Origin of the sequence: Paenibacillus maysiensis, from assembly GCF_000520815.1 — a bacterium.
Lineage (GTDB): Bacteria > Bacillota > Bacilli > Paenibacillales > Paenibacillaceae > Paenibacillus > Paenibacillus maysiensis.
On the sequence record NZ_ASRY01000189.1, the window covers coordinates 19900 to 41435 of the forward strand.

At 47.5% G+C, this 21536-nt stretch carries 18 protein-coding genes, 1 pseudogene and 2 riboswitches; of the genes and pseudogenes, 11 read left to right on the forward strand and 8 right to left on the reverse strand.

Translation table 11 applies throughout. The annotated features are described in order from the left end of the window. Positions 1 to 78 precede the first annotated feature (78 nt). The 6 genes from L696_RS0112975 to L696_RS0113000 are packed head-to-tail and all read right to left on the reverse strand — an operon-like array spanning position 79 to position 6070. Positions 79 to 699, reverse strand: a complete 621-nt coding sequence (locus L696_RS0112975) for a malonate decarboxylase holo-ACP synthase (RefSeq protein WP_025684013.1) — start codon at positions 697 to 699, stop codon at positions 79 to 81. Next, positions 693 to 2366 carry a biotin-independent malonate decarboxylase subunit beta gene (mdcD, locus tag L696_RS0112980; RefSeq protein ID WP_025684014.1) on the reverse strand — a complete coding sequence of 558 codons (1674 nt, stop codon included), beginning with the start codon at positions 2364 to 2366 and terminating at the stop codon, positions 693 to 695. The genes L696_RS0112975 and mdcD overlap by 7 nt, the downstream gene beginning before the upstream one ends. Further along, positions 2356 to 2655, reverse strand: coding sequence for a malonate decarboxylase subunit delta (locus L696_RS0112985; RefSeq protein WP_025684015.1), 300 nt, complete (start codon positions 2653 to 2655; stop codon positions 2356 to 2358). The genes mdcD and L696_RS0112985 overlap by 11 nt, the downstream gene beginning before the upstream one ends. Before the next feature lie 28 nt (positions 2656 to 2683). Next, positions 2684 to 3508, reverse strand: a complete 825-nt coding sequence (locus L696_RS0112990) for a triphosphoribosyl-dephospho-CoA synthase (RefSeq protein ID WP_025684016.1) — start codon at positions 3506 to 3508, stop codon at positions 2684 to 2686. A gap of 4 nt (positions 3509 to 3512) precedes the next feature. After that, on the reverse strand, positions 3513 to 5159 hold the full coding sequence (mdcA, locus tag L696_RS0112995) for a malonate decarboxylase subunit alpha (RefSeq protein WP_025684017.1): 1647 nt from the start codon (positions 5157 to 5159) through the stop codon (positions 3513 to 3515). Beyond that, entirely contained in the window at positions 5156 to 6070 is a 915-nt protein-coding gene (locus L696_RS0113000) for an ACP S-malonyltransferase (RefSeq protein ID WP_280740209.1), read from the reverse strand. Before L696_RS0113000 ends, mdcA begins: the two co-directional genes overlap by 4 nt. A gap of 124 nt (positions 6071 to 6194) precedes the next feature. On the opposite strand from L696_RS0113000, the gene L696_RS0113005 reads away from it, so the two are divergent. The 6 genes and pseudogenes from L696_RS0113005 (at position 6195) to L696_RS0113030 (ending at position 11980) form a co-directional block, all read left to right on the forward strand. Further along, positions 6195 to 7067, forward strand: a complete 873-nt coding sequence (locus L696_RS0113005; RefSeq protein WP_025684019.1) for a LysR family transcriptional regulator — start codon at positions 6195 to 6197, stop codon at positions 7065 to 7067. A 231-nt stretch (positions 7068 to 7298) separates the two neighbouring features. Next, positions 7299 to 8582, forward strand: coding sequence for an ABC transporter substrate-binding protein (locus L696_RS0113010; RefSeq protein ID WP_025684020.1), 1284 nt, complete (start codon positions 7299 to 7301; stop codon positions 8580 to 8582). A gap of 32 nt (positions 8583 to 8614) precedes the next feature. Beyond that, the gene (locus L696_RS0113015; protein ID WP_025684021.1) at positions 8615 to 9490 is read left to right on the forward strand and encodes a carbohydrate ABC transporter permease; all 876 of its coding nucleotides are present in this window, start codon (positions 8615 to 8617) and stop codon (positions 9488 to 9490) included. 22 nt (positions 9491 to 9512) lie between these two features. Further along, on the forward strand, positions 9513 to 10340 hold the full coding sequence (locus L696_RS0113020) for a carbohydrate ABC transporter permease (protein WP_025684022.1): 828 nt from the start codon (positions 9513 to 9515) through the stop codon (positions 10338 to 10340). Positions 10341 to 10376: 36 nt separating this feature from the next. Continuing rightward, positions 10377 to 10502: pseudogene (locus L696_RS32745) on the forward strand (NADH-dependent alcohol dehydrogenase); the annotation flags it as partial. Between the two features lie 122 nt (positions 10503 to 10624). After that, positions 10625 to 11980: a radical SAM/SPASM domain-containing protein gene (locus tag L696_RS0113030; protein ID WP_025684023.1), complete on the forward strand. Its 1356-nt coding sequence runs from the start codon at positions 10625 to 10627 to the stop codon at positions 11978 to 11980. 210 nt (positions 11981 to 12190) lie between these two features. Here L696_RS0113030 and L696_RS0113040 read toward each other — a convergent pair whose 3' ends face one another. Then, positions 12191 to 13609 (reverse strand): alanine/glycine:cation symporter family protein, encoded by a 1419-nt coding sequence (locus L696_RS0113040; RefSeq protein WP_025684024.1) that lies wholly within the window; start codon positions 13607 to 13609, stop codon positions 12191 to 12193. A gap of 159 nt (positions 13610 to 13768) precedes the next feature. Beyond that, a riboswitch (glycine riboswitch) is annotated at positions 13769 to 13863 on the reverse strand. Positions 13864 to 13880: 17 nt separating this feature from the next. Further along, positions 13881 to 13957: riboswitch (glycine riboswitch) on the reverse strand. Between the two features lie 267 nt (positions 13958 to 14224). Here L696_RS0113040 and L696_RS0113045 point away from each other — a divergent pair. From L696_RS0113045 to L696_RS0113065, 4 genes are all read left to right on the forward strand, one after another. Next, positions 14225 to 15196, forward strand: coding sequence for a LacI family DNA-binding transcriptional regulator (locus L696_RS0113045; protein WP_025684025.1), 972 nt, complete (start codon positions 14225 to 14227; stop codon positions 15194 to 15196). A 235-nt stretch (positions 15197 to 15431) separates the two neighbouring features. Continuing rightward, the gene (gene licT, locus L696_RS0113050) at positions 15432 to 16280 is read left to right on the forward strand and encodes a BglG family transcription antiterminator LicT (RefSeq protein WP_025684026.1); all 849 of its coding nucleotides are present in this window, start codon (positions 15432 to 15434) and stop codon (positions 16278 to 16280) included. A gap of 236 nt (positions 16281 to 16516) precedes the next feature. Then, complete coding sequence (locus L696_RS0113055) at positions 16517 to 18373, forward strand: beta-glucoside-specific PTS transporter subunit IIABC (protein WP_025684027.1); 1857 nt, start codon at positions 16517 to 16519, stop codon at positions 18371 to 18373. Positions 18374 to 18531: 158 nt separating this feature from the next. Beyond that, positions 18532 to 19047 carry a thioredoxin family protein gene (locus L696_RS0113065; RefSeq protein ID WP_025684028.1) on the forward strand — a complete coding sequence of 172 codons (516 nt, stop codon included), beginning with the start codon at positions 18532 to 18534 and terminating at the stop codon, positions 19045 to 19047. 271 nt (positions 19048 to 19318) lie between these two features. Here L696_RS0113065 and L696_RS0113070 read toward each other — a convergent pair whose 3' ends face one another. Next, positions 19319 to 20668, reverse strand: a complete 1350-nt coding sequence (locus L696_RS0113070) for a sugar phosphate nucleotidyltransferase (protein ID WP_025684029.1) — start codon at positions 20666 to 20668, stop codon at positions 19319 to 19321. Between the two features lie 155 nt (positions 20669 to 20823). Between L696_RS0113070 and L696_RS0113075 the strand changes: the two genes are divergently transcribed. Beyond that, positions 20824 to 21519 carry a response regulator transcription factor gene (locus tag L696_RS0113075; RefSeq protein ID WP_025684030.1) on the forward strand — a complete coding sequence of 232 codons (696 nt, stop codon included), beginning with the start codon at positions 20824 to 20826 and terminating at the stop codon, positions 21517 to 21519. Positions 21520 to 21536 lie beyond the last annotated feature (17 nt).

Consider the following 21536-nt stretch of genomic DNA (forward strand, 5'->3'; position numbering starts at 1 on the left):
TTCCCCTTTGAGAGCTTATGTTGGCATATGTCAAATGGTCGTGCATTCCTCCCTTTTGCCGTTGGTATAGTACATCCATCATTGCCAAGGATTGCGAACGAGCCTCGGACCTGAAGGAGTTCGCAGCACCACGGTGCTGGTCCGTCTTTCAAGGATTTCGCGCAGGACGTAGGCGCCGCCCTTCACCTCCAATTGAATATCGATTCGAACATCCAACTGCTCCAGCTTGCGCAAGAGACCTTCAGCTGTAGAATAATCAATAGCCTCAGAACCATCTATTACGAGATCAAGATCACTGGTTGCCTTCACAGCAGGGTATCCCGTCGCTATTTCGAATCCTGCACTCCCCGCTGGCCCCCAGCGCCAATCCGCCATCATTTCTGCTAACAAGTCCATCAACTGAAGAACAGGCTGCTGCCGTCTCTCTGTAGACAAGGAGTTCCACATCTGACGTTTCACTATCGCATAGGGAGACACGATCTGGCACACCCCCATCGGATCCAGAAATGCAGCTTCCCGTTGATTTCGCTCCTGTCCGCGTACTCCGACGGGAATACAACCATCCGCCGACGGCTCAGCTCGGCGAACGACCACAAAGGGGGTCCGCCTCAGCGAGGCGGTTACCCACTCCTTGTCTTCATTTAAAGAGAGATATTTCAAATTGGACACTTCAATCAGATCATGTGGACTGATTACCATTGCTCCAAAAGTGCATCTCGAACGCTACGGGTTGCAGTCCGCCCGCCCGCCATAGCTTCCTTGGTCTGCAATCGGAAGCTAAGGTCACGGGGCGCTCCTTTCGTACTCTCAATAGCCTCGGAAACGGTCTTTTCCACGATGGCTACATCGCTGCTCTGTGGATCGTCTGCATGGATACCGCTCAGCATCTGATATAATGCCCCCAGAGTACTGTAGCTACGAACGTCGTAGGCCATAGCTGGAACTTTCTTGGTAGCCTCATCAAGCTCGGCAATCGTCCGCTTGGTAATTCGAGCAGCAGAAGCCTTGGACATGGCCTGAATATTGACCTTGCTGTCATCCAGTGCGATTAAACGATTCGATTGCAGCCCATGCGCAAGGAAGCCCCCGGAAATCGCGTTACCGACGATCACACCGATGACCGGATGACCTCCTAATCTAGCGGTTGCGTAAGCATCTGCACTTGCAGCGAGGGCAAGGCTGATACCGACCATTTCTTCCTTATAGCCATATGCTTGACTCGGTACATCAATAATGGCAATGATCGGACGCTTCGTTTCCTTTTTCTCATCTTGACGGATTGCGTCCCTAATGATTTGAGCCACCGTCCAGCCTTCAAGCATACCAACCTCGCCTTTTCTGACGCGCGGGAATCGATTGGTGGCATTCGGAACAATGGCGATATATCTGCACAGTTGCCCGTTCTTATCCACGTCTGCTGCAAGCACTGAAGGAACATCGCTGGTTGGGTGAGCAATGCCCGTCAAGCGGGAGAACCAGCGATAACCTCTACTATCCGAAATGTCGGACGCGCCCTCTTTTGCCAGCGGGACAGGCTGCTGCACAGGCTGTATCTGCGTGTAAAATTCGCGATAGCGCTCAGGTGTCCAAGCTTCTGTAGGATCAAGATTGCTTAACAGGGTCAGATAGAAATCGATTTGCTCTGTTTTAGCAGGCTTCGCCGGTGCCTTGAGCGCAGTATCAATCGCTTCGATAACTGCATCCGTCGTATCTTCCACCATTTCGTCAATCAATCCGGTTTGGAAGCGCTGGTTGGCTCCGATTGTGTTCCAAATTAAGGCTTTGTCGCTTGAATCGAACTCCATAACCCCTGCTTCCTGCTCAATGACCTCCGGCCCGTTCAGACCGAGGCGCGCTTTCTTCGTAGCAATCAGAGTGGTAAACAATTCTGCAGTAATGGACATTCCCCCAAATGCCCCTACACGGCCCGGGATCAGTCCGATAACAGGAACGTATTTACGTAGAGCAACGATTTGGGTGGCAATCTCCGAAATCGACAACAACCCGTAGTTCGCTTCTTGTAGCCGAACGCCCCCTGTATCGAAGATCATGATGGGATATAGTTTGTTCCCTCTCTCATTCTCTTTCAGTGCCAGCTCGAGTGCTCCGGAAATTTTGGCCCCGCTGACTTCTCCAATACCCCCTCCTTGAAAAGCGCCTTCCATCGAAATGATCAAGACCTTCTGTTTGTGTATTTCGCCAAGAGCCAGAATGATCCCGTCATCGCTCTGAGGAACAATGCCTTGCGGCTCTAGGTGGGGGGATTGGATTTTGTCCAACGGCCCAAGCATCTCACGGAAAGTCCCTTCGTCTAGCAACGCTTTGGCTCTCTCGCGTCCATTCAGCTCCACAAAACTATTCTGCATAATCTAGCACCTCCAACACTTGCGTAAATCTGAGCATTACTACACCCGGAGTAGCTCCGAAGTCATGAACTGTAATATTGGCAATAATCGGATAACGGTTAAAAAAACGGATCAGAACATTCTCCCATACTTGTCCAAATCCTTCACTGCCTGTTAAAATGCTAACGTTAGTGGTCTGGCCTTCCACAGGCTCTACAATAATCTCCAAATCCCCCGAACCAACAACACCGATATGTGCCGGCTTACGGATGGGCTTCGTAGTCTGGTATTGAAACTGTAATTTTTCCATCCTTCAGAAATACCTCCAATTAAAAGTATCAATCGATAAGAAATAATGTGGCAGCTAGCAGGTCGGCACTGCCTCCGGGCGAGAGTTGTCTAACATTGCAATACTCGGACAAGCGGTAGAGCAGCTTTCTGCCCGACTGGGTTTTTAATCCGTCTGCTGCAAGGAACGCTGCGGACATTCTCTGAATCGCCATCAGATCCGACAACTGACCGCGGTGCAGGATGCAGGTATCATCCACACTTTCCATCAAGGCTAATAAAGCTTCTATGCGTGCTTCCACCTCTGTCTTCCCACAAGCCCTGGCGCGCAGCAAAGCAGGCAAAGCTTCGTCCCGGATGTGCGGAAAGCCTAGCTTCGCTTCTTCCTCTGCCCCCACTACCGCGTATTTCTTCTTAACCGATTGTCCATTCGTCTGCTGCACCGGGCGATACCGGTCATGGAACGATGCGATTCTTCCTGCAATGCTCATAATCTGATGTGGGTCTCGTTCCCTTGGAAAGGCTGCCCGTGCACTGGTTAAAAGGCCAAGGGCCCAAATGGCACCCTTATGTGTATTGATACCGTTCGTTGCACTGAGCATCACCTGCTCGCCTTCCCGCCCGATTAGAGCTATCTGCTCGCGTAAAGTCTGGTTCACCGGGTGAAGGTATGACACAATGGCTATTTCCCGAAACGTATCCTCCAATACTCTCGCGGATACAAGCATTAGCTCAATGGACATATCTGTATGAGAGCCATTGTCTCTGGCATCGACAAGTCCAGGCTTGGGCGTAAGAAGAGCCTCTTCCATCAGTGCCTTTACAGCTTTGGCAGCCAGAGAAGCCGCGAAAGCTGTATGCTTCATCGTGAGCATGGCTTTAAGACCAGCTCCGGAATTTAGCCGGCGGATCATACAATCCGTCTGACCAATCTACGAGGTCGTTGATCGTCTGTGCTGCCAGCAGCGAGCGTTTGGCTTGTCTGCGCATGATCCCAAGATCCTCCGGATAGGCCACGATCCCTCTGTCACGCAGCAGGCTTACATCGCTCTCATTGCTTTCCATCCCTAAAGGCGTTACGCCTCCGATTGCCGCGAGCGCCTTCTTTCTCTCCTCTATGCTGTCCGTCTTGTAGAGGTATGCGATGCCTTCCTCGGTGAGAACGTGGGTGACATCATCCCCGTAAATCATGACCGGCGTAATGGCGAGGCCAGATTCATCCTTCACCTTGACGGCATCTAGCGAATCCACAAATACTGGCTTTTTGTTGGCACCGTATGTTTCAACCATCTGCACGACCAATTTCCGGCCTTTGGAGAGTTCCGCCGGGCGCTCGATCATGTCAAGCCAGGCAGGAGTCGCATGTCGCCGTCCCCGAGGATCATGCCCCATATTCGGTGCTCCTCCAAAACCGGACAGTCTGCCGGAAGTAACGGTAGACGAATTGCCCGCGCAGTCCATTTGTAACGTTGATCCGATAAACATATCTACAGCGAATTGTCCTGCAACCTGACACATCGCGCGGTTGGAGCGCATAGATCCGTCCTTGCCGACGAAGAACACATCTGAACGAGCCGCAATGTATCTCTCCATACCGACCTCGCCTCCAAAGCTGTGAATGCTTTCGACCCAGCCGGATTCAATCGCCGGAATCAAAGTCGGATGCGGATTCAGAGCCCAGTGCTTGGCAATCTTCCCTTTCAGGCCGAGCTGCTCACCATAGGTCGGCAGCAGAAGCTCAATCGCCGCAGTATTAAAGCCGATGCCGTGATTAAGCGACTGCACCTGATGTTTTCCATAAATGCCCTTGATCGCCATCATGCCCATCAGGATTTGCAGTTCAGTAATATTCTGCGGATCACGGGTGAACAGTGCTTCCAGTGCGTACGGTTTGTCGGCTTGTACAATGACGTCGACCCAGGAGGCTGGAATATCGGTTCTCGGCAGCTCGTCCACGATTTCGTTGACCTGCACGATCACGATCCCATCCTTGAAAGCGGCCGCCTCCACGATCGTCGGAGTTTCTTCTGTATTGTTTCCGGTATACAGATTGCCCTCGCGATCTGATTTGTCTGCCGCTACCAGCACCACATCTGGAATAAGGTCAATGAAGAGACGTCCGAACAATTCCAAATACGTATGGATGTCACCGAGCTTAAGCGTCCCGTCATCAATCATTTGCGCAACACGAAGGCTTTGGGAGCCACTGTAGGAGAAGTCCAGCTTCCCGGCGATGCCTTTCTCGAAAATATCCAAATGTTCGGGTCTTGAAATGCTGGACATAATCATATGCAGATCATGCACCTTGCCAGGATCGACTTCCAGCAACTTTTGGGAAAGGAAGGACGCTTGCTTCTGATTATCTCCTTCTAGGACGACCTTCGCGCCTGGCTCGATTAGCGCCTCCATCAGGTCGACGATTCGGGAGGAGTCGATGTATTTTCCGTCCAGCCACTTTTCCACCTTTCCTAACTTTTCCTGCTTTTTATCACGTTTTTGTGACCAGGATCGCAGTACTTTATTCATTCTTCTTGCTCCTTCCATTTTCTAATCAGATACTGAGTCGCTTCCAGACCGATCTCGTCCACGGCCATTTGCCGGGTATCCTTGTGGGCTTGCTTGACAAGTCTGGAAAGAGTATGGCCCGGCGGCATCTCGATGAAACAGTCAGCGCCCGATTCGACGCAGACAGCCGCCATATCCATCCACCGAACGGGATATGCTACGTTTAGTGCAAGGTCCTCCGCGATTTTTTCCTTGGCTATCGTCTTTCTGCCCGTATGGTTCACCAAATATGGTATTTGAGCGTCCCGCAAAGAAAAAGTGTGTATTTTCAGCAATAGCTTATTGGCTACCTCTGACATCAGCGGGGAGTGTGAAGGAATCGGAGCCTTCAGAAGCACTGTCTTAGCGGCCCCAAACTCCTTCACATGCATAAAAGCTTTATTTATCCCTTCCAATGAACCGGATACGACGATTTGCTGCTCTGCGTTCATATTCGAGAGGTAGACAGGCGTCGCCTCGCTATGAGAAAGATCCACGACTTGTTGAACCTCAGTCTTCGTAAGTCCGATGATCGCACCCAGTCCATAGCCCTCAGGGAAAGCTTCTTCCATCAACCGGGCACGGAGCCACACGATCCGAAGCGCATCCTCGAACGAAAGAACTCCCGCGATGACCGCCGCAGGAAATGCACCAATGGAATGCCCTGCCACGAATTGGGGCCGGATACCCTGCTCGATCAACCGATAGGCTATTGCCGTCTCCTTAACGAAGAGTGCAATCTGAATCCAGACCGTTGAGCCCATAGCCTCCTCATCATCACGCAGTTCAGTTTCGATGATACTTGTTGCCTTTTTCACATACTCGGGTACATCTTGGAGCATTCCAGGAACCTGTGACCCCTGGCCGGGAAATGTAAAAACGATGTTCAGAATCTCACCACCTTTAGCGGATTCATTTTCTTTACATTGTCAATTGTAATAAGTGAGCAAATACCTGTAAAATATATATATTCACATATGATTGATAACCTAATGGTTATAAAGGAGCTTTTTCACTATGGATTATTTACAGCTTAAGTATTTTCAAGTGACCTCGAAGTATGAGCATGTCACACGTGCCGCGAACGAGTTGTTTATCTCACAGCCTGCCTTAAGTAAAATGATTAGAAACCTGGAGACGGAATTGGGTGTGCAGCTATTTGACCGCGAAGGAAAACATATCGTGCTGAATGAATATGGAAAGAAGTTCCTGAAAAGAGTGAACCAGTCGCTATCAGCGCTAGAGCAAGGCATATCCGAAGTCAAAGAAATGAAGAACGAAAAGGTAGAGGTCATCACGTTATACGTCGCCGTCGGCTCTATGCTATTGCCCAACCTTGTCGGCAAGTTTCGCGATCTCTATCCTCAAATTAGATTCAACCTGACCCAGCACCCTGGGAAGATGAAGAAAGGACCGGCGTACGATTTTGCGATTACGTCCGAAGAGTTGGCGGACAACGAGCATGCGATCCTGCTGGAGGAGGAAATTTTGCTTGGCGTACCAAAATCTCACCCTTTGAGCGTTCAGGACACCGTATTCCTGAAAGATCTAGAGCATGAGAAGTTTATCAGCCTTACACCTGGTAATTCGCTTAGGAAAACAACGGACCTTTTTTTTACTCACATCCCTTTTGAACCGAACATCGTCTTTGAAAGTGATGATCCGGCTACGGTAAGAGGGTTGATTCAAACAGGACTTGGCATCTCCTTTATTCCTTCTATCCTGTGGAGGAACGTCGTAACCGAAGACATCAAGCTGCTTCAAATAAGGGAGCCTCGATGTATGCGAACAATCTATCTGTCCTATCCTACTGGGGAACTGCACACCGATATAGAGAAATCGTTCTTCGAATTCATCATTAGATTTTTCCAAGATATTGCTCAGCATTGACGATTTAGATACCTTTTGACATAATATCTGCCTTATTGTTTTATCATTCTTCGGATTAGTAAGATCAATATCTTTAGAGTATTTAATTTCTATACATGCTTCGTTTCAATTTTTTTGTTTTTGGTTAAGGTATATGCATATAAATGAATAACCGCTTCATATGATGGAGCTAAACCATTCACAACTTGTTCAGTAGGTAGACCATCTCAGATATGCAAGGAGGGAAATGATGTGAAGACAGTGCGATGGCTGGTGTTATATCTTGCTTTCCTCACGATGATTAGTGGTTGTAGTGGACCCCTGTCCTCTGAAAGTCAATCATCTGAAACTAATTTGTCGAACGAAAAAAAGATAACGCTTACATTGTGGTACTGGAACCGTTCGATTGACGATGAATTGCTCGCTCGTGCCGAAAAACAGTTTCCCGGCATTGAATTGAACACCCAAAAAATCGGCGGTGATTTCAAGGCCAAGCTCAAGACAACTCTGGCAGCCCGTTCCGGTGAACCGGACATCGTAGCTTTGAACGACTGGATGGTAGAGTTGTTCCCTAGTGCGGATCGTTTTTATGATTTGAGGACATTGGGAGCCGATCAATTCAAGAATCAATATTTGGAGTGGAAATGGAATCAGGGCATCACCCCTGATGGCAAAATGATTGCTTTTCCGATGGATACAGGCCCCACCGCCCTCTTTTATCGCAGCGATCTCTTTGCGCAGGCTGGTCTGCCCAGTGATCCTGAAAAGGTCAGTGCTACAATTCGCACATGGGACGATTATATGGCCGCCGGAGAACAGCTTCAGCAAAAGCTCGGTAGCCGTTCGTTTTTAGCCGACAATATTGTAAACGTTTACAATCAAGTACTTGCCCAACATACGAACCTGTACTTCAAGCCGGACGGCAGCTACATCGGCAATCAATCCCCTCATATCCGTTTGGGCTGGCAAACCGCCGTGGCTTTTCACAGGAAGCATCTACTCGCCAATGCGGATGGCTGGACCCCTGAATGGAATGCTTCGGTCAATAACGGAAAAGTCGCCTCTTTTGTAGGTGCAGTCTGGATGAAGCAGGTTCTCATGGAGGCTGCACCGGATACTGCGGGCAAGTGGAAAGTCGCCCGTGCCCCTGGAGGGGACGGCAATTTGGGTGGATCTTTTATTTCCATCCTTAAATCCAGCAAACATCCCAAAGAAGCCTTTGAAGTCCTGACCTGGCTGCAAAACCCGGAGCACCAACTGGAAGCCTACCAAAAAATCGGGTTGTTCCCTTCCACTCCCGGCGTCTATGACGATCCTGTCATGGAGACACCCGAGCCTTTCTTTGGCGGTCAGGCCACTGGACTGATCTTTGCCGCCTCCGCACGTAATGTCAAAAGCAGCTATTTCGGTGAGCGTTATCCTGTCATCCACGGCATTGTGACCCGCCGCCTTGCTAATGTCGCCAAGCAGAATGCCGATCCCGATGCATTATGGACGGAAACGATGGACCGAATCGAACGGGAATTACAGCGGTAAAAAACAAAATTCAAAAAAGGCGTGTGGACCATATGCTGAGAGAAATCTGGAAGCACCGTGCCGTTTATGCTGCGATCTCGCCGTTTTATCTGTTGTTTGGCATCTTTGGATTGTTTCCGATTGGTTTTTCATTATATCTGGCGTTTCACAAATGGGATGGCATCGGAGACATGACCTATAACGGCTGGGGTAATTTTCGCTACCTTGTGACAGATAACGAATTTTGGCAGGCTGTGGGCAATACCTTTGTGATCTGGGTGTACTCGACGATTCCGATGTTATTTTTTGCGCTGATTATTGCCTTCCTGCTTTATGCACCTTTTGTCAAAATGCGTACCCTGTGGCGGGTCGGATTTTTTCTGCCGAACGTGACATCCATTGTGGCTGTTGCCATCATCTTTGGCGCTTTATTTGCCAATAATTTCGGATTTCTCAATTACCTGCTGCAACTTCTGGGCTTGCCTATGATCCAGTGGCTTAATGTGCCGTGGGGAATCCAAATCGCCGTTTCCTCCATGGTCGTATGGAGATGGACCGGCTACAACGCGATCATCTATCTGGCCGGACTCCAGAGTATTCCGCATGTGCTGTATGAGGCTGCGAAAATAGATGGAGCAACTGGAGCGCAAGCTTTCTTCCGCATCACCATTCCCATGCTGCGTCCGGTCATCCTGTTTACCGTGATTACGTCCACCATTGGCGGAATGCAGTTGTTCACCGAGCCGCAGGTGCTGGTCGGTAATGACGGTGGTGCCGGAGCGAGTGGCATGACCATTGTGTTGTATCTGTATCGTGAATCGTTCATTAACAACTATTTTGGATATGGTGCAGCCGTCGGATGGGGCATGTTCCTCATTATTGCCCTGTTCTCCATCGTGAACTGGAAACTCGTACAAGGCAAAAAATAACGGCAGGAAGGGGGTTTACAGCATGATGCAGGCACGTGTAAAATCCGTTATTTTATATACCGGGCTGTTGGCGGGAATGATCCTGTCGATGTTTCCTTTTTACTGGCTTATCGTCATGGCTAGCCGTACCACTTCGGACATCTATCGTTTTCCACCACAGTTGTGGTTTGGAAGCCACTTCTGGAGCAATGTGACGAGAGTATTGCAGCAGATTGATTTTGCCGGAGCCTTTTTTAATACGCTTTTTGTAGCAAGCTCCGTTACCCTGTTGGTGCTGTTTTTCGATTCACTGGCCGGTTTTGCATTTGCCAAATTTGATTTTCCGGGCAAAAAAGCATTATTCATCATCCTGCTGGCTACGATGATGGTCCCTTCCCAACTGTCGCTTGTCCCCTCCTTTGTCATGATGGCTACCTTTGGATGGGTAGGTACGTTCAAAGCGCTGATCATTCCGGGGATGGTGAATGCCTTCGGTATCTTCTGGATACGCCAGTATGCGGAGGAATCCATTCCAACGGAACTGCTGGATGCAGGGCGGATGGACGGATGCAGCCTTTTTCGGTTGTATTGGAATGTGGCGCTCCCGATTCTACGTCCTGCGTTCGCTTTTCTCGGCGCATTCACCTTCATAGGAGCATGGAATGATTATTTATGGCCGTTAATTGTATTAACCGATGCGCGCAAATTTACGCTCCAGATTGCGCTGTCCCAATTGAACGGGATTTACAATACAGATTATGCGATGGTCATTGCCGGTACCCTGCTGGCTGTACTGCCGCTTATCATTTTGTTTCTTTTCATTAGCCGCCAGTTTATTTCCGATCTTGCCGCCGGAGCGGTCAAAGATTAGATTTACTTGAATCCCACCAAATTAATTTTTGGAGAAAATCATATGATGAGCCACGTGTTTGAACACTATTTTCACAATGTCAAAAATACACCTTTGCAAGACCGCATATGCTTTTCCGTACTGCAAACTGTCATTGAAACTGCGCCTAAGCTGCTGGAGGAACGTGATGAGTGTCATTGCCAGTCCTTCATCTAAAAGGCATCATTGTAGAGTTGTCATTTCGGACTGGTGAACAAATCAGCACAGAACAATATTTACAACTACAAAGGATGTGTAACGAATTCATGACACAGAACGTGCAATGGAAGCCTTCGCGTTTTAATGCGCGAACCGCAGTGGATGATGGCGGGCTTATGCTGTTCAACAGCTATACAGGAGCCCTCGCGGTATTTGGGCCAGAGGAAAATCAGCAGGTAGTGGCCTTGCTCGACGCCAGACCGGATGACCCTGTGCCTGAAAGCAGCCTTTCCTTGCAGGAGCAGCTTCTACAGCATGGCTTTCTGGTCAATGCTGCAACCGATGAGCTAAAACAAGCGGAGGAATTACATCAGTCTGTGCAGCAGCAGAATAGTATGCATCTGGTATTGCTCGCTACCGAAGCCTGCAACTTCCGTTGCTTTTATTGCTACGAATCCTTCCCGAGAGCGACGATGAAGAATCACGTTGTGTCCGGACTGGAAGCCTATATTCAGCAGCAAGCTCAAAGCGGCAAGCTCCAGCAGCTCACGATTAGCTGGCACGGGGGTGAGCCATTATTGGCACCGCACGTTATAGAGCAACTATCTCAATCCTTTATTCGCTCCTGCGACCAGCATGGTGTCCTCTATGGCGCAGAAATTTCGACGAATGGCTATTATTTGTCCCGTGAACGATTTGAGCAGCTGTTGGACTGGCGTGTGGAACGATTCATGGTTACGCTCGACGGCAGCGAGGAAGTCCACGATGCACGACGCGGGCTGCATGGCGGAGGCGGTACATTCCGTCGTATCGTCGATAATCTTCTTTCTTTAAAAGACGTACAACGACCGTTTGAGATTAATTTGCGCGTTAACTTCGATAACAGTAACCTGGAGGCCGTCACTGACTTTATCCCGCAGCTTACGGAATGGTTTGCAGATGATCCCCGATTTAAAGTATTTTTCCGGCCTGTCGGCTGTATGGGGGGCGAAAATGATCTGAATTTGTCCGTATGCGACGACCGTACGAAAGACCGTAAAATATGGGAGTTTAACGAAGCAGCCATTGCACAGGGATTGACTGTCAGCTCCTTTATCTCGGATATCCTGCTCCCTACAGGAGCCATATGCTATGCAGCCAAGCCCAATTCCCTGATTGTCGGATCAGACGGAAAGCTGTACAAATGCTCAGTCGCCATAGATCAGGAAAACAATCAGTTGGGCCAGATTCACGGGGACGGGAGCATGGAGCTGGATCTCGATAAAATGGCACTGTGGACCACTTCAGGTGAAGAAACGGACGCAAAGTGCCAAGCCTGCTTTTTCCGACCTGCCTGTCAGGGGAATCATTGCCCCCTGTACCGGATGCGCACAGGGAACCGCCCTTGCTCCTATGAAAAACGGCAGATCAAGCGAACCTTGCGTACGCTGTGGCTGCAATCCCAATCGGAGGAGGTGAAATAACATGAAGATTATTCGTCCTGCTGTACGACCTACAGCGATTACAACTGGCCGTCTGTCCAAATCTGTACCCGGCAATTTGAGCTAATCCTAAAGTAAGCTAAGTACACATATCTATAGAGCATCCCCCAGCTTCATCCTGCTCTATAACGTAAAAAGGGAGTGCCCTCCCAGCCTGTAATGGCTGAGGGACACTCCCTTTTCGTTGTTTCTTTACGAGCTGACTGTTTGTCCTTTTTCTTCTATGTCTATGGCTGCTCCTGCACTGGCACCTGCGAGTATTCCCTTTTTCTTGTTGGGATACAGGGAATCCATATAGGTACGGGTCTCAGCAACTACAATTCCCGACAAGCCAAGCAGTGCAATCAAGTTCGGGAAGGCCATCATGGCGTTAAAGATATCTGCCAGTAACCAGATCGCATCCAGCTTAATAAACGCACCTCCGGCAACCAGTGCAATGAACAGATAACGGTACGGCTTAATCCATTTGACACCCAGCAAATATTCAACACAACGTTCTCCATAGTAGTTCCAGCCAAGCATGGTGGTGAACGCGAACATAATCAGAATGATTGTGAGCAGTTCCGCACCAAGCGGGAATGCGCTGGAGAAAGCTTGCTGCGTCATCAAGCCCGCATCGGTAGGACCGTTCCATACGCCGCTAACCAGCAACGTCAACCCGGTCATCACGCAAATAATCATCGTATCTATAAAGACACCTGTCATGGAAATCAACCCCTGCTCCGCAGGCCATTTGGTTTTGGCGGCTGCGGCTGCAATCGGTGCGCTTCCCAATCCGGCCTCATTGGCAAAAATCCCTCTGGCTACCCCGCTGCGCATCGCCAGCATAATTGTAGCCCCGGCAAATCCACCCGTCGCAGATGTCGTGGAAAATGCCGAATGCAGCACAAGCGCGAGTGCGGCAGGAATCTGATCGGCGAACCGAATCAGTACGATCATACAGATCAGCACGTACAAGCCTGTTTTGAAGGGAACGACTTTGGTCGATACCTTGGCAATGCTTTTGAGCCCTCCAATGGTAACGAGTCCCGTAAGGGTAGCAATGATCAATGCCGTTACAATCGGCGGAACACCAAAGCTGTTTTCGGTCGAGGATACAATCGCTTTGACCTGCGGAAATGTTCCAATCCCGAACAACGCCACCAGCATTCCGGAAAAGGCGAACAGCATCGCCAGTGGTTTAAAGCGGCGTCCAAGCCCTTTTTCAATATAATACATCGGGCCGCCGGAAAATTGTCCATTCCGATCCTTCACCCGGTATTTTACCGCAAGCACACCTTCCGCATATTTCGTCGCCATCCCGAAAAAGGCTGCAACAACCATCCAGAACAGGGCACCCGGTCCGCCCAGTTTTATCGCTGTCGCGACGCCGACAATACTTCCTGTACCTACTGTAGCCGCCAGCGCCGTACTCAGGGCCGCAAAGCTGCTGACATCCCCGCTACCTTCATTCGGGGCCTTGCCGATCAGCTTGATCGCCAGAGGCAGGCGGAAGACCTGCAACATTTTCAAACGTATGGTCAGCCACAGACCTGTTCCCATGACGAGAATGATCAGAGGGGCACCCCATATCCAACTGCTAATCGTTTCTAATACATGTACCAAATTCATTTCAACCCGCTCCTCCAGCATATTAAAAAACAAAAAAGAGTCAAATCCGCTGATTCGACTCCTGGAGAGGTTAAAGGCACGAAAAAATACAACCATCTTGTGCAGAATTCAGCCACTAACAGCTCATAAAAAAGCCTAGGGCATACCCTGTCACAGGTTATTCGCGTCTCTGTCCTTTTGCCTGAGAGTTTAAGCAGATGATATCTGCGGTGCACCTTCGGCGCCCAATTAAGGGTCTCTCCAGAGTTCTGTCCGTTTACGGTCCCGCTTGTTGCTGTTATCAGTCCAAGCACCTGAGAGTTTTGCCCCTTCGGTCGGAACTTACGTTCCATCTCCCGCAAACATCAACCAGACATATGAAATTGTTTTTTATTATACAGAAAACTTTCAGCTTTTTACAAGTGAAAAATTTGTGAAGTCGTTTCAAGGCTGAGAACGGCCTAAAGCTTAGCTTTACGATATCGTAAGTATTTCCAGAATAATACCACATCATAAGAACTGTTTTTTTGAAATGCATTGACAGATGATATAAAATGGACGTAATGCCCTCATAAGCATCCTAAGCGTTGTAACGTGTTTCATATCAAGTATTTTTCTTATGTGAGGAGAAGCATCATGTCGAATCTTGATCAAATTGCCAAACTGGCTGGCTTTTCCAAAGCTACGGTATCCAGAGTGTTAAATAATTCCCCCCATGTGAGCCAGGAAACGAGAAGCAAAATTTTAAAAATCATGCAGGAGCTGGATTACGTTCCCAACCGGAACGCCATTTCCTTATCCAAAGGTCAGACCCTTCAAATTGGCATTATCACTTCAACCATTAATGAAATTGTTCTCGCATTTCTGAACAGCTTTGTAGAGGTGGCGGGCCAGTACGAATTTCAAACGATTATTTATACTTCCGGAGAAGACAAGAAGAAAGAGCTTCTGGCCTTCGAAGATCTGAAAAGAAAAAGAGTTGATGCGTTAGTTATCATTTCCTGTGTAAATGATACCGATTTGTTAAGCACTTATTGCAAGTATGGCCCGATTGTGTCATGGCAACGAATGGATCATACCGATATTCGCTCCGTCGCCATGGACCAGTATGAAGGATATATGCTAGCGCTAAAACACTTGATACAAAAAGGCTATACTCGTATAGCCAATGCCTTTGGCCGCCCACGCAGTATCAACACCCACAGCAGACAACGAGCCTATGCGTATATTATGGAGCAGCACAATCTTCCTGTATTGCAGCATTGGAATTATTCTTCCATCTATAACATCCGTGACGGTGAACAGGTGGTGCGTGATTTGTTACAGTATCGGGACGAATTCCCACAGGCTATTCTATGCTCCAACGATTATGTGGCGGTTGGTATCATCTGCGAAGCCCGTAGACAACTGCTGAACGTGCCGGAAGATCTGGCGATTGTCGGGTTTGATAATACGGAACTTGCGCATACTATGGGCATTACGACCATCCAGAACCCGATTGCAGCTCAGGCACAAAATGCTTTTTACATGCTTTCCCCTCAGCTCGTAGGTTACCAAATGGAGTTGCACCCCCTGCAATACAGCCTCATTGAACGCACGACTACATAGAGTAACGCTTAACTGAGGGGTTAGGCGAAAGGACCTGTGTTTGTAATGTTTTTTGTCGAATAAGAATAAAATATGTTGAAATCGCTTTTTTTTGTGCTACAATAGCACTATATCGAAGGATTGTGACCGGTGATGCGGGCAATGCCTGAGTTCAATTGAGTGCTATTGCTAACAATAGTGTTGAATTGTGCTTGGGCATTTTTTATTGGTAAAGGATGGGAGGGGGGGAACTTCAATGATTATTGAGAAGGTGCTCAATAACAACGTCCTGTTGACTAAAAATGATAAAGGCAAAGAGGTCATCGTAATGGGAAGAGGCATTTCCTTCAAAAAGGTGGCTGGCGACCAAGTCGATGATCATAAAATAGATAAAATCTTCATGTTAAATGAAAACGAGTTCACAGCCAAATTAACGGAGCTGCTGAACGATATTCCCGTATCCCATCTGGAGGTCGTTAATGAAATTGTGACCCATGCAACGCAAGTGCTGGATACAGAATTAAGCGATAATATTTATTTAACGCTGACCGATCATATTCATTTTGCCATACAGCGGCAAGAAAAGGGGCTGGCGCTCCAAAACGCGATGCTATACGATATTAAACGCTTTTACAAGAAAGAATTTGAGGTTGGGCTGGATGCTCTGCAAAAAATTGAAGATACGCTCGGAGTAAAGCTGGGCGAAGACGAAGCGGGATTTATCGCATTGCATATGGTGAACGCTCGAATCGACGGTAACGAAATGAAATCTACGCTAAAAATGACGGAAATCGTTCAGCATATATTGAATATTATTACGTATCATTACGGTATTGTGCTGGATGAGTCCTCCTTTAGCTATTCGAGATTTTTGACACATTTGCAATATTTTGCGATGCGGGTGATTCGTAAAGAGGTCATTCACAGCGGCGAAGAATTTTTGTACAACCAGGTGAAGCAGACGTATACCGAAGCTTTCGCCTGTGCGCAAAAAATCAATGAGTATTTGGAAAAAACATACGACCAATATTTAAGCAAGGACGAATATGTGTATCTGACCATTCATATTCATCGAGTGACGGAGCGAAATAATATCACGGAGTAACAGGCAAGTAAACTTCATAATTTCATCGTATAAGGATTGTGACTGGTAAGGCAGGCAAAACCTAAACTGATGGCGAAATCGGACGTTCTTCTTTAAGGAGAGGACGTGTCCCTTTCGCTACGAGTTTAGGTTTTTCTTGTTTATAAGGTTAAAAAATTGCACGCCGGCGCATCTTTTTAACCTTGTAAACGGTAAATCCTATCCATACCAAGAATAACCTATAAGGAGTTCTGAACATGAGTGATAAAGAACTATCCAAAAAAATAGTGACCCTCGTTGGCGGCGAAGAGAATGTCAATTCGGTATTCCATTGCGCTACACGCTTGAGATTTAAATTAAAGGATCGTACAAAAGCAGACAAAGCTGCATTGGAAGCAACGCCCGGTGTCATTACGGTGGTTGAAAGCAGCGGCCAGTTTCAAGTTGTTATCGGCAACAATGTAGGTCAAGTATTCGAACATATGATGGCAGAAACGAATTTGCAGGATGCCGAAAATGCAGGTGAGAAAAAGGAAGAGTCTTCCGAAAAAACGAACTTTCTTGGTAAAGCCGTCGATATCATTTCCAGCATTTTTTCTCCTCTCTTGGGCGCACTTGCTGGAGCTGGTTTACTTAAAGGGATTCTGGCATTAATTTTGTCACTCCATTGGATTGATAAAACAAGCGGTACGTATCTGATTCTGAACGCCGCTTCGGACAGCGTATTTTATTTCCTGCCCGTATTTCTGGCTTTTACATCGTCACGTAAATTTAAGACAAATGCCTTTGTATCGGTCGCAGTTGCCGGAGCACTCGTCTACCCGGATGTTATTGCAGCGGTGGACAATCCGGCCAAACTGGCTTTTCTCGGCATTCCCATCATTCTGATTAAATACAGCTCCAGTGTCATCCCGATTATTCTCGCGGTGTGGGTACAGTCTTATGTAGAACGCTGGTTTAATTCCTTTATTCATCAATCGGTTAAAAATATTATCGTACCGATGCTATCCCTGCTAGTCGTTGTTCCATTGACGTTTTTGGCCTTTGGTCCCGTAGGCAATATGATCAGCCAAGGCTTGGCAAGCGGTTTTACATGGGTATACAATTTAAGCCCGTTGATCGCTGGTGCTGTTGCCGGGGCGTTCTGGCAAGTATTTGTTATTTTCGGTGTACATTGGGGCTTCGTTCCTATCATGCTGTCCAATATCGCAACCTTGGGTTATGACACGATGCTTCCGATGCTTACAGCAGCTGTACTTTCTCAGGCCGGTGCAACATTGGGCGTATTCCTGAAATCCCGAAATACTCAAATGAAGGCTTTGGCCGGTTCCTCTACACTGGCGGCTGTTTTTGGGATTACAGAACCAACGATTTATGGCGTAACTTTGAAATTGAAAAAGCCATTTATTTATGCTTGTATTTCCGGCGGTATTGGCGGGGCTATTATCGCTTCCGGCGGAGCGACTGCAAAATCCTTCTCCCTGCCTAGTTTGTTGGCATTGCCTACTTATTTTGGATCTGGATTCTTGTGGGTTGTCATTGGCTTGCTCGTTGCCTTTGTACTTGCAATGGTGCTAGTTATGGTTTTGGGCTTTGATGATCCAAAAGAAGAAACTGCCAAAGCAGCACCAACACCAGAGAAGAAAGAAACTATGATTGAGAAGGAAATTCTCGTAAGTCCGCTGCAAGGTAAAGTACTGCCACTCGAAGAATCTTCTGATGTCGCTTTTGCCTCAGGGGCTATGGGTAAAGGAATTCTGATTGAACCTACAGAGGGCGTACTGACTTCTCCTGTAGACGGAACGATTACGACGGTATTCCCGACCGGACATGCTATCGGTATTACTTCCAATGACGGAGCAGAAATTCTGATCCATATTGGGGTCAATACGGTGAAGCTGAAAGGACAATTTTTTGACAAGCGCGTAAAAGAAGGCGACGTGGTTACACAGGGACAGCTGTTGCTCGAATTTGACATTGAACAAATTCAAGCTGCAGGTTACCCGACAGCTACGCCGATCATCGTGACGAATTCTGCTAAGTATCTGGATGTTCTAAAAACAGCAGAATCTGAAGTGAAACGACAAGACTACTTGATGACAGTAGTTATCTAGCTTTCTTTAGACCATAATAAAACCAGTTAATGTTGTTCACAAGAGAAGCTTTCCGAATGGAAAGCTTCTTTTTCATACAGAGTGAGACAAGTATTACAGCGAAAAATGGAAATATCATTTATGGTATGTATAAGATTGTTAAATAAAGGAGGATTTCTGTGAAAAAAGGATATATTCTCGGTCTAAGCGTGATTGCGCTGCTCGTCATTGCTATCGCTATTTCGGCTGTATTCAAATTTCAGGATCTGGAGCAGGTTGTTCAGCAGAAAGACAAAGAGCTTCAAGCGAGTAAAAGCAATTATCCCGAAATATACGATCACTTGAATGCGGTTACAATTAATGGTTTTAAAACCATGATCCAGCAGGATCAAAGTGTGTTTGTCTATGTCGGCAGACCTAGCTGTGGAGACTGCAACCGCTTTGAACCGAACTTTAACAAGATGATCGAGCAGTATAATCTGGGCTCCAAAATCACTTTTTTGAATGTTCACAAAATTCATAAGGACAAGCCTCAATGGAATAAATTCAAAGAGGAATATAACGTAAAGTACACCCCCACCATTGCGGAATTCAGACATGGCAAGCTGGTGGATAAGGTGGAATGGACACCTGAAAGAGAACTCAGTACGGATGTAGTAAAAGAGTGGCTGATTTCCAAGAAACTGATTTTATAAGCATTGTCCTATACCGTGTCTTACGGACAAGCTTCTATGCAGAAAAAGGTATTCACGCGTTCACCGCATGGATACCTTTTTTGGAAAGAATCAGATGATTTAAGGTTTTCAAGAAAAAATGGGCCCTGACTCGCCTTCACTACCTTAGGATACCGCCCTTTGTACTCAACCGAGTCCTACTGCGCAGACGGATCGTGCTTCGGTTGTACGGCACCATTCTGCCCACTCCGTTTTCCATGTACCTTTTTTAGTTAAGCTTATATAGCTAGTGTTAGATGGAGTCGGGAAATTCGTATCTGATAATATCGGTTTCTGACACAATATGCCCCATTTGAGATTCGATGAACTCCAAATCCCCTTCGACAGCACCTATATAATGCTTGGTACCCGGCTCTACGACGATAACCTCACCGGGGTTGACCATTTGCATTATTCCATTGATACAAACGCTTCCCACCCCGGACGTAATAGTCCACACCTCTTTACGGAACTGATGTTCATGATAGCTGATGAATCTTCCAGCAGAGATGACTACCCGTTTGGTGACTGTCTGTAGGCCGCTGGCCGCTTGTTGCTGGGACAATACCGTTTGCTTCCCCCAAAAGCGCTCCTCAAAACGAGGACCAATCTCAATTTCTGCCACCATATCCTTAATCCCTGTGGATGATTGTCGATCGGTGACCAGCACGCCATCCGGCCCGGCAACGACGATGATGTCCGGGACATTCCAGATGCTAACCGGAATCTCCAGTTCATTGATAATATGCGAATCATGAGAAGCTTCTGAAATATAGCCTGGGCCGCTCAGCTCTGAGCTCATTTCCCGCACCAGCGAATCCCACGTTCCTAGATCCCTCCACTCCCCATGATATGGAAGCACTGAAAGCTGACGGGTCTGTTCCACTACCGCAATATCGAAACTGGTTTTAGGCAATTCTGCATAATTTGTCGAAAGAGATGTATAGTCCGATGATAGGCCCTTTTGCTCCAGCATGTCCAATAAAAAACCAAGCCTGAAGGCAAACACACCGCAATTCCATAGGGCTCCTTCCCGGATCAGCGCCTCCGAACGGATCAGATCCGGCTTTTCCACAAATGAACTAACCCTGAGATACGGCTGATTGGGGGAGGAAGATGACGAAGGAACAATATAGCCATATTTGTCAGAAGGCTCCGTTGGAACAGCCCCCATGAGTGCGATGTCACTCCCGGATTGCTTCAATATAGATGGAAGCCTGCGTAAATGCTCGAAAAACTCATCCCCCGCATATCCGTCCACTGGCATAACCCCTACAATCTCGTCGCGCGATGCACCTGCCTGGTCATGTAAGTAAGCCGCAGCCAAGGAAATGGCCGGAAATGTATCCCGTCGGGTAGGCTCCTCAATTACTACAGCATCCGCTCCAATTTGCCCACGGATCAGCTCTGCTTGAGTTCCACTCGTTGAAAAATAGGCCTTCCCTGCCAAATTTGCTTCAGATAACTGCCGCCAAATCCGTTGCAGCATGCTTTCAGGTCGTTCGTCATGACGCAGAATCGTAAGAAACTGCTTGGGGCGACTCTCATTGGACAAAGGCCAGAGACGCTTACCAGAACCTCCAGATAATAAAATCATTCGCATTTATGCAACCTTCTTCCTCTAAAATAATAAGTTACATGCCAATTGGCACTGTTCGTTTTTCATAAATTTACCGATTACATAGGTATGCATAAATCTCAATTTATACATGATTACATCATGTATTTGTATATTTGTTTGTACAGGAGCTGTCAGTTATGTCTATTAAAATACTTATCATTGAAGATGAAAAAAGTTTGGCAGATATGATCGGCCTTCATCTTCAGGAAGAAGGTTATCATACCGAACTTATTTACGATTTCAAACAAGCACTTCCGACACTTATGCGTTTTAAGCCTGATGTTATTGTGACCGATCTTATGTTTTCCGGCAGGGTCGAATGCGCACTGATCGGCCAACTCCGTCAATATACGACGGTTCCTGTGCTGGTGATCTCCAACAATACCCTTTTGAATATAAGAATTAAAGCACTGGATGACGGAGCGGATGATTTTTTATGCAAGCCATTCAACCTGAGAGAGCTAACCGCCCGTATCAAAGCCTTACTGCGCCGCTGTGGCTCCAACATGCCTGCCGAGTCCCAGGCCATAACCAAAAAACTCAAAAAAGCGCGGGTCTGGGTGAATGATTACCGTCACAGCCTGTTGGTCGATGACCAGGAGGTTGAAGTGACTCAAATCGAATTTTCCATTATAAAAGAGCTATCCGGCTATCCGGGGAAAGTCTTTACCCGCAGCGAGCTCATGGATCGGATTAAAGGCGGAGACGGTGCCTATCTCGATCGCACGATTGACGTACATATCTCCAGTCTCCGCAAAAAAATCGAACGTGACCCCAAAAATCCTCAGCACATCCGTACAGTTTGGGGCAGGGGATACAAATATGAGATGTAGCCGTGCCGTCTGATGGC

Excerpts from the sequence above, each read along its gene's own strand:
- L696_RS0112985 (WP_025684015.1), bottom strand. The coding sequence starts at position 2,655 with ATGGAAAAATTACAGTTTCAATACCAGACTACGAAGCCCATCCGTAAG.
- L696_RS0112975 (WP_025684013.1), bottom strand. The coding sequence starts at position 699 with ATGGTAATCAGTCCACATGATCTGATTGAAGTGTCCAATTTGAAATAT.
- L696_RS0113005 (WP_025684019.1), top strand. The coding sequence starts at position 6,195 with ATGGATTATTTACAGCTTAAGTATTTTCAAGTGACCTCGAAGTATGAG.
- mdcD (WP_025684014.1), bottom strand. The coding sequence starts at position 2,366 with ATGCAGAATAGTTTTGTGGAGCTGAATGGACGCGAGAGAGCCAAAGCG.
- licT (WP_025684026.1), top strand. The coding sequence starts at position 15,432 with ATGATTATTGAGAAGGTGCTCAATAACAACGTCCTGTTGACTAAAAAT.
- L696_RS0113055 (WP_025684027.1), top strand. The coding sequence starts at position 16,517 with ATGAGTGATAAAGAACTATCCAAAAAAATAGTGACCCTCGTTGGCGGC.
- L696_RS0112990 (WP_025684016.1), bottom strand. The coding sequence starts at position 3,508 with ATGCTCACGATGAAGCATACAGCTTTCGCGGCTTCTCTGGCTGCCAAA.
- L696_RS0113020 (WP_025684022.1), top strand. The coding sequence starts at position 9,513 with ATGATGCAGGCACGTGTAAAATCCGTTATTTTATATACCGGGCTGTTG.
- L696_RS0113040 (WP_025684024.1), bottom strand. The coding sequence starts at position 13,609 with ATGAATTTGGTACATGTATTAGAAACGATTAGCAGTTGGATATGGGGT.
- L696_RS0113015 (WP_025684021.1), top strand. The coding sequence starts at position 8,615 with ATGCTGAGAGAAATCTGGAAGCACCGTGCCGTTTATGCTGCGATCTCG.
- L696_RS0113045 (WP_025684025.1), top strand. The coding sequence starts at position 14,225 with ATGTCGAATCTTGATCAAATTGCCAAACTGGCTGGCTTTTCCAAAGCT.
- L696_RS0113070 (WP_025684029.1), bottom strand. The coding sequence starts at position 20,668 with ATGCGAATGATTTTATTATCTGGAGGTTCTGGTAAGCGTCTCTGGCCT.
- mdcA (WP_025684017.1), bottom strand. The coding sequence starts at position 5,159 with ATGAATAAAGTACTGCGATCCTGGTCACAAAAACGTGATAAAAAGCAG.
- L696_RS0113075 (WP_025684030.1), top strand. The coding sequence starts at position 20,824 with ATGTCTATTAAAATACTTATCATTGAAGATGAAAAAAGTTTGGCAGAT.
- L696_RS0113030 (WP_025684023.1), top strand. The coding sequence starts at position 10,625 with ATGACACAGAACGTGCAATGGAAGCCTTCGCGTTTTAATGCGCGAACC.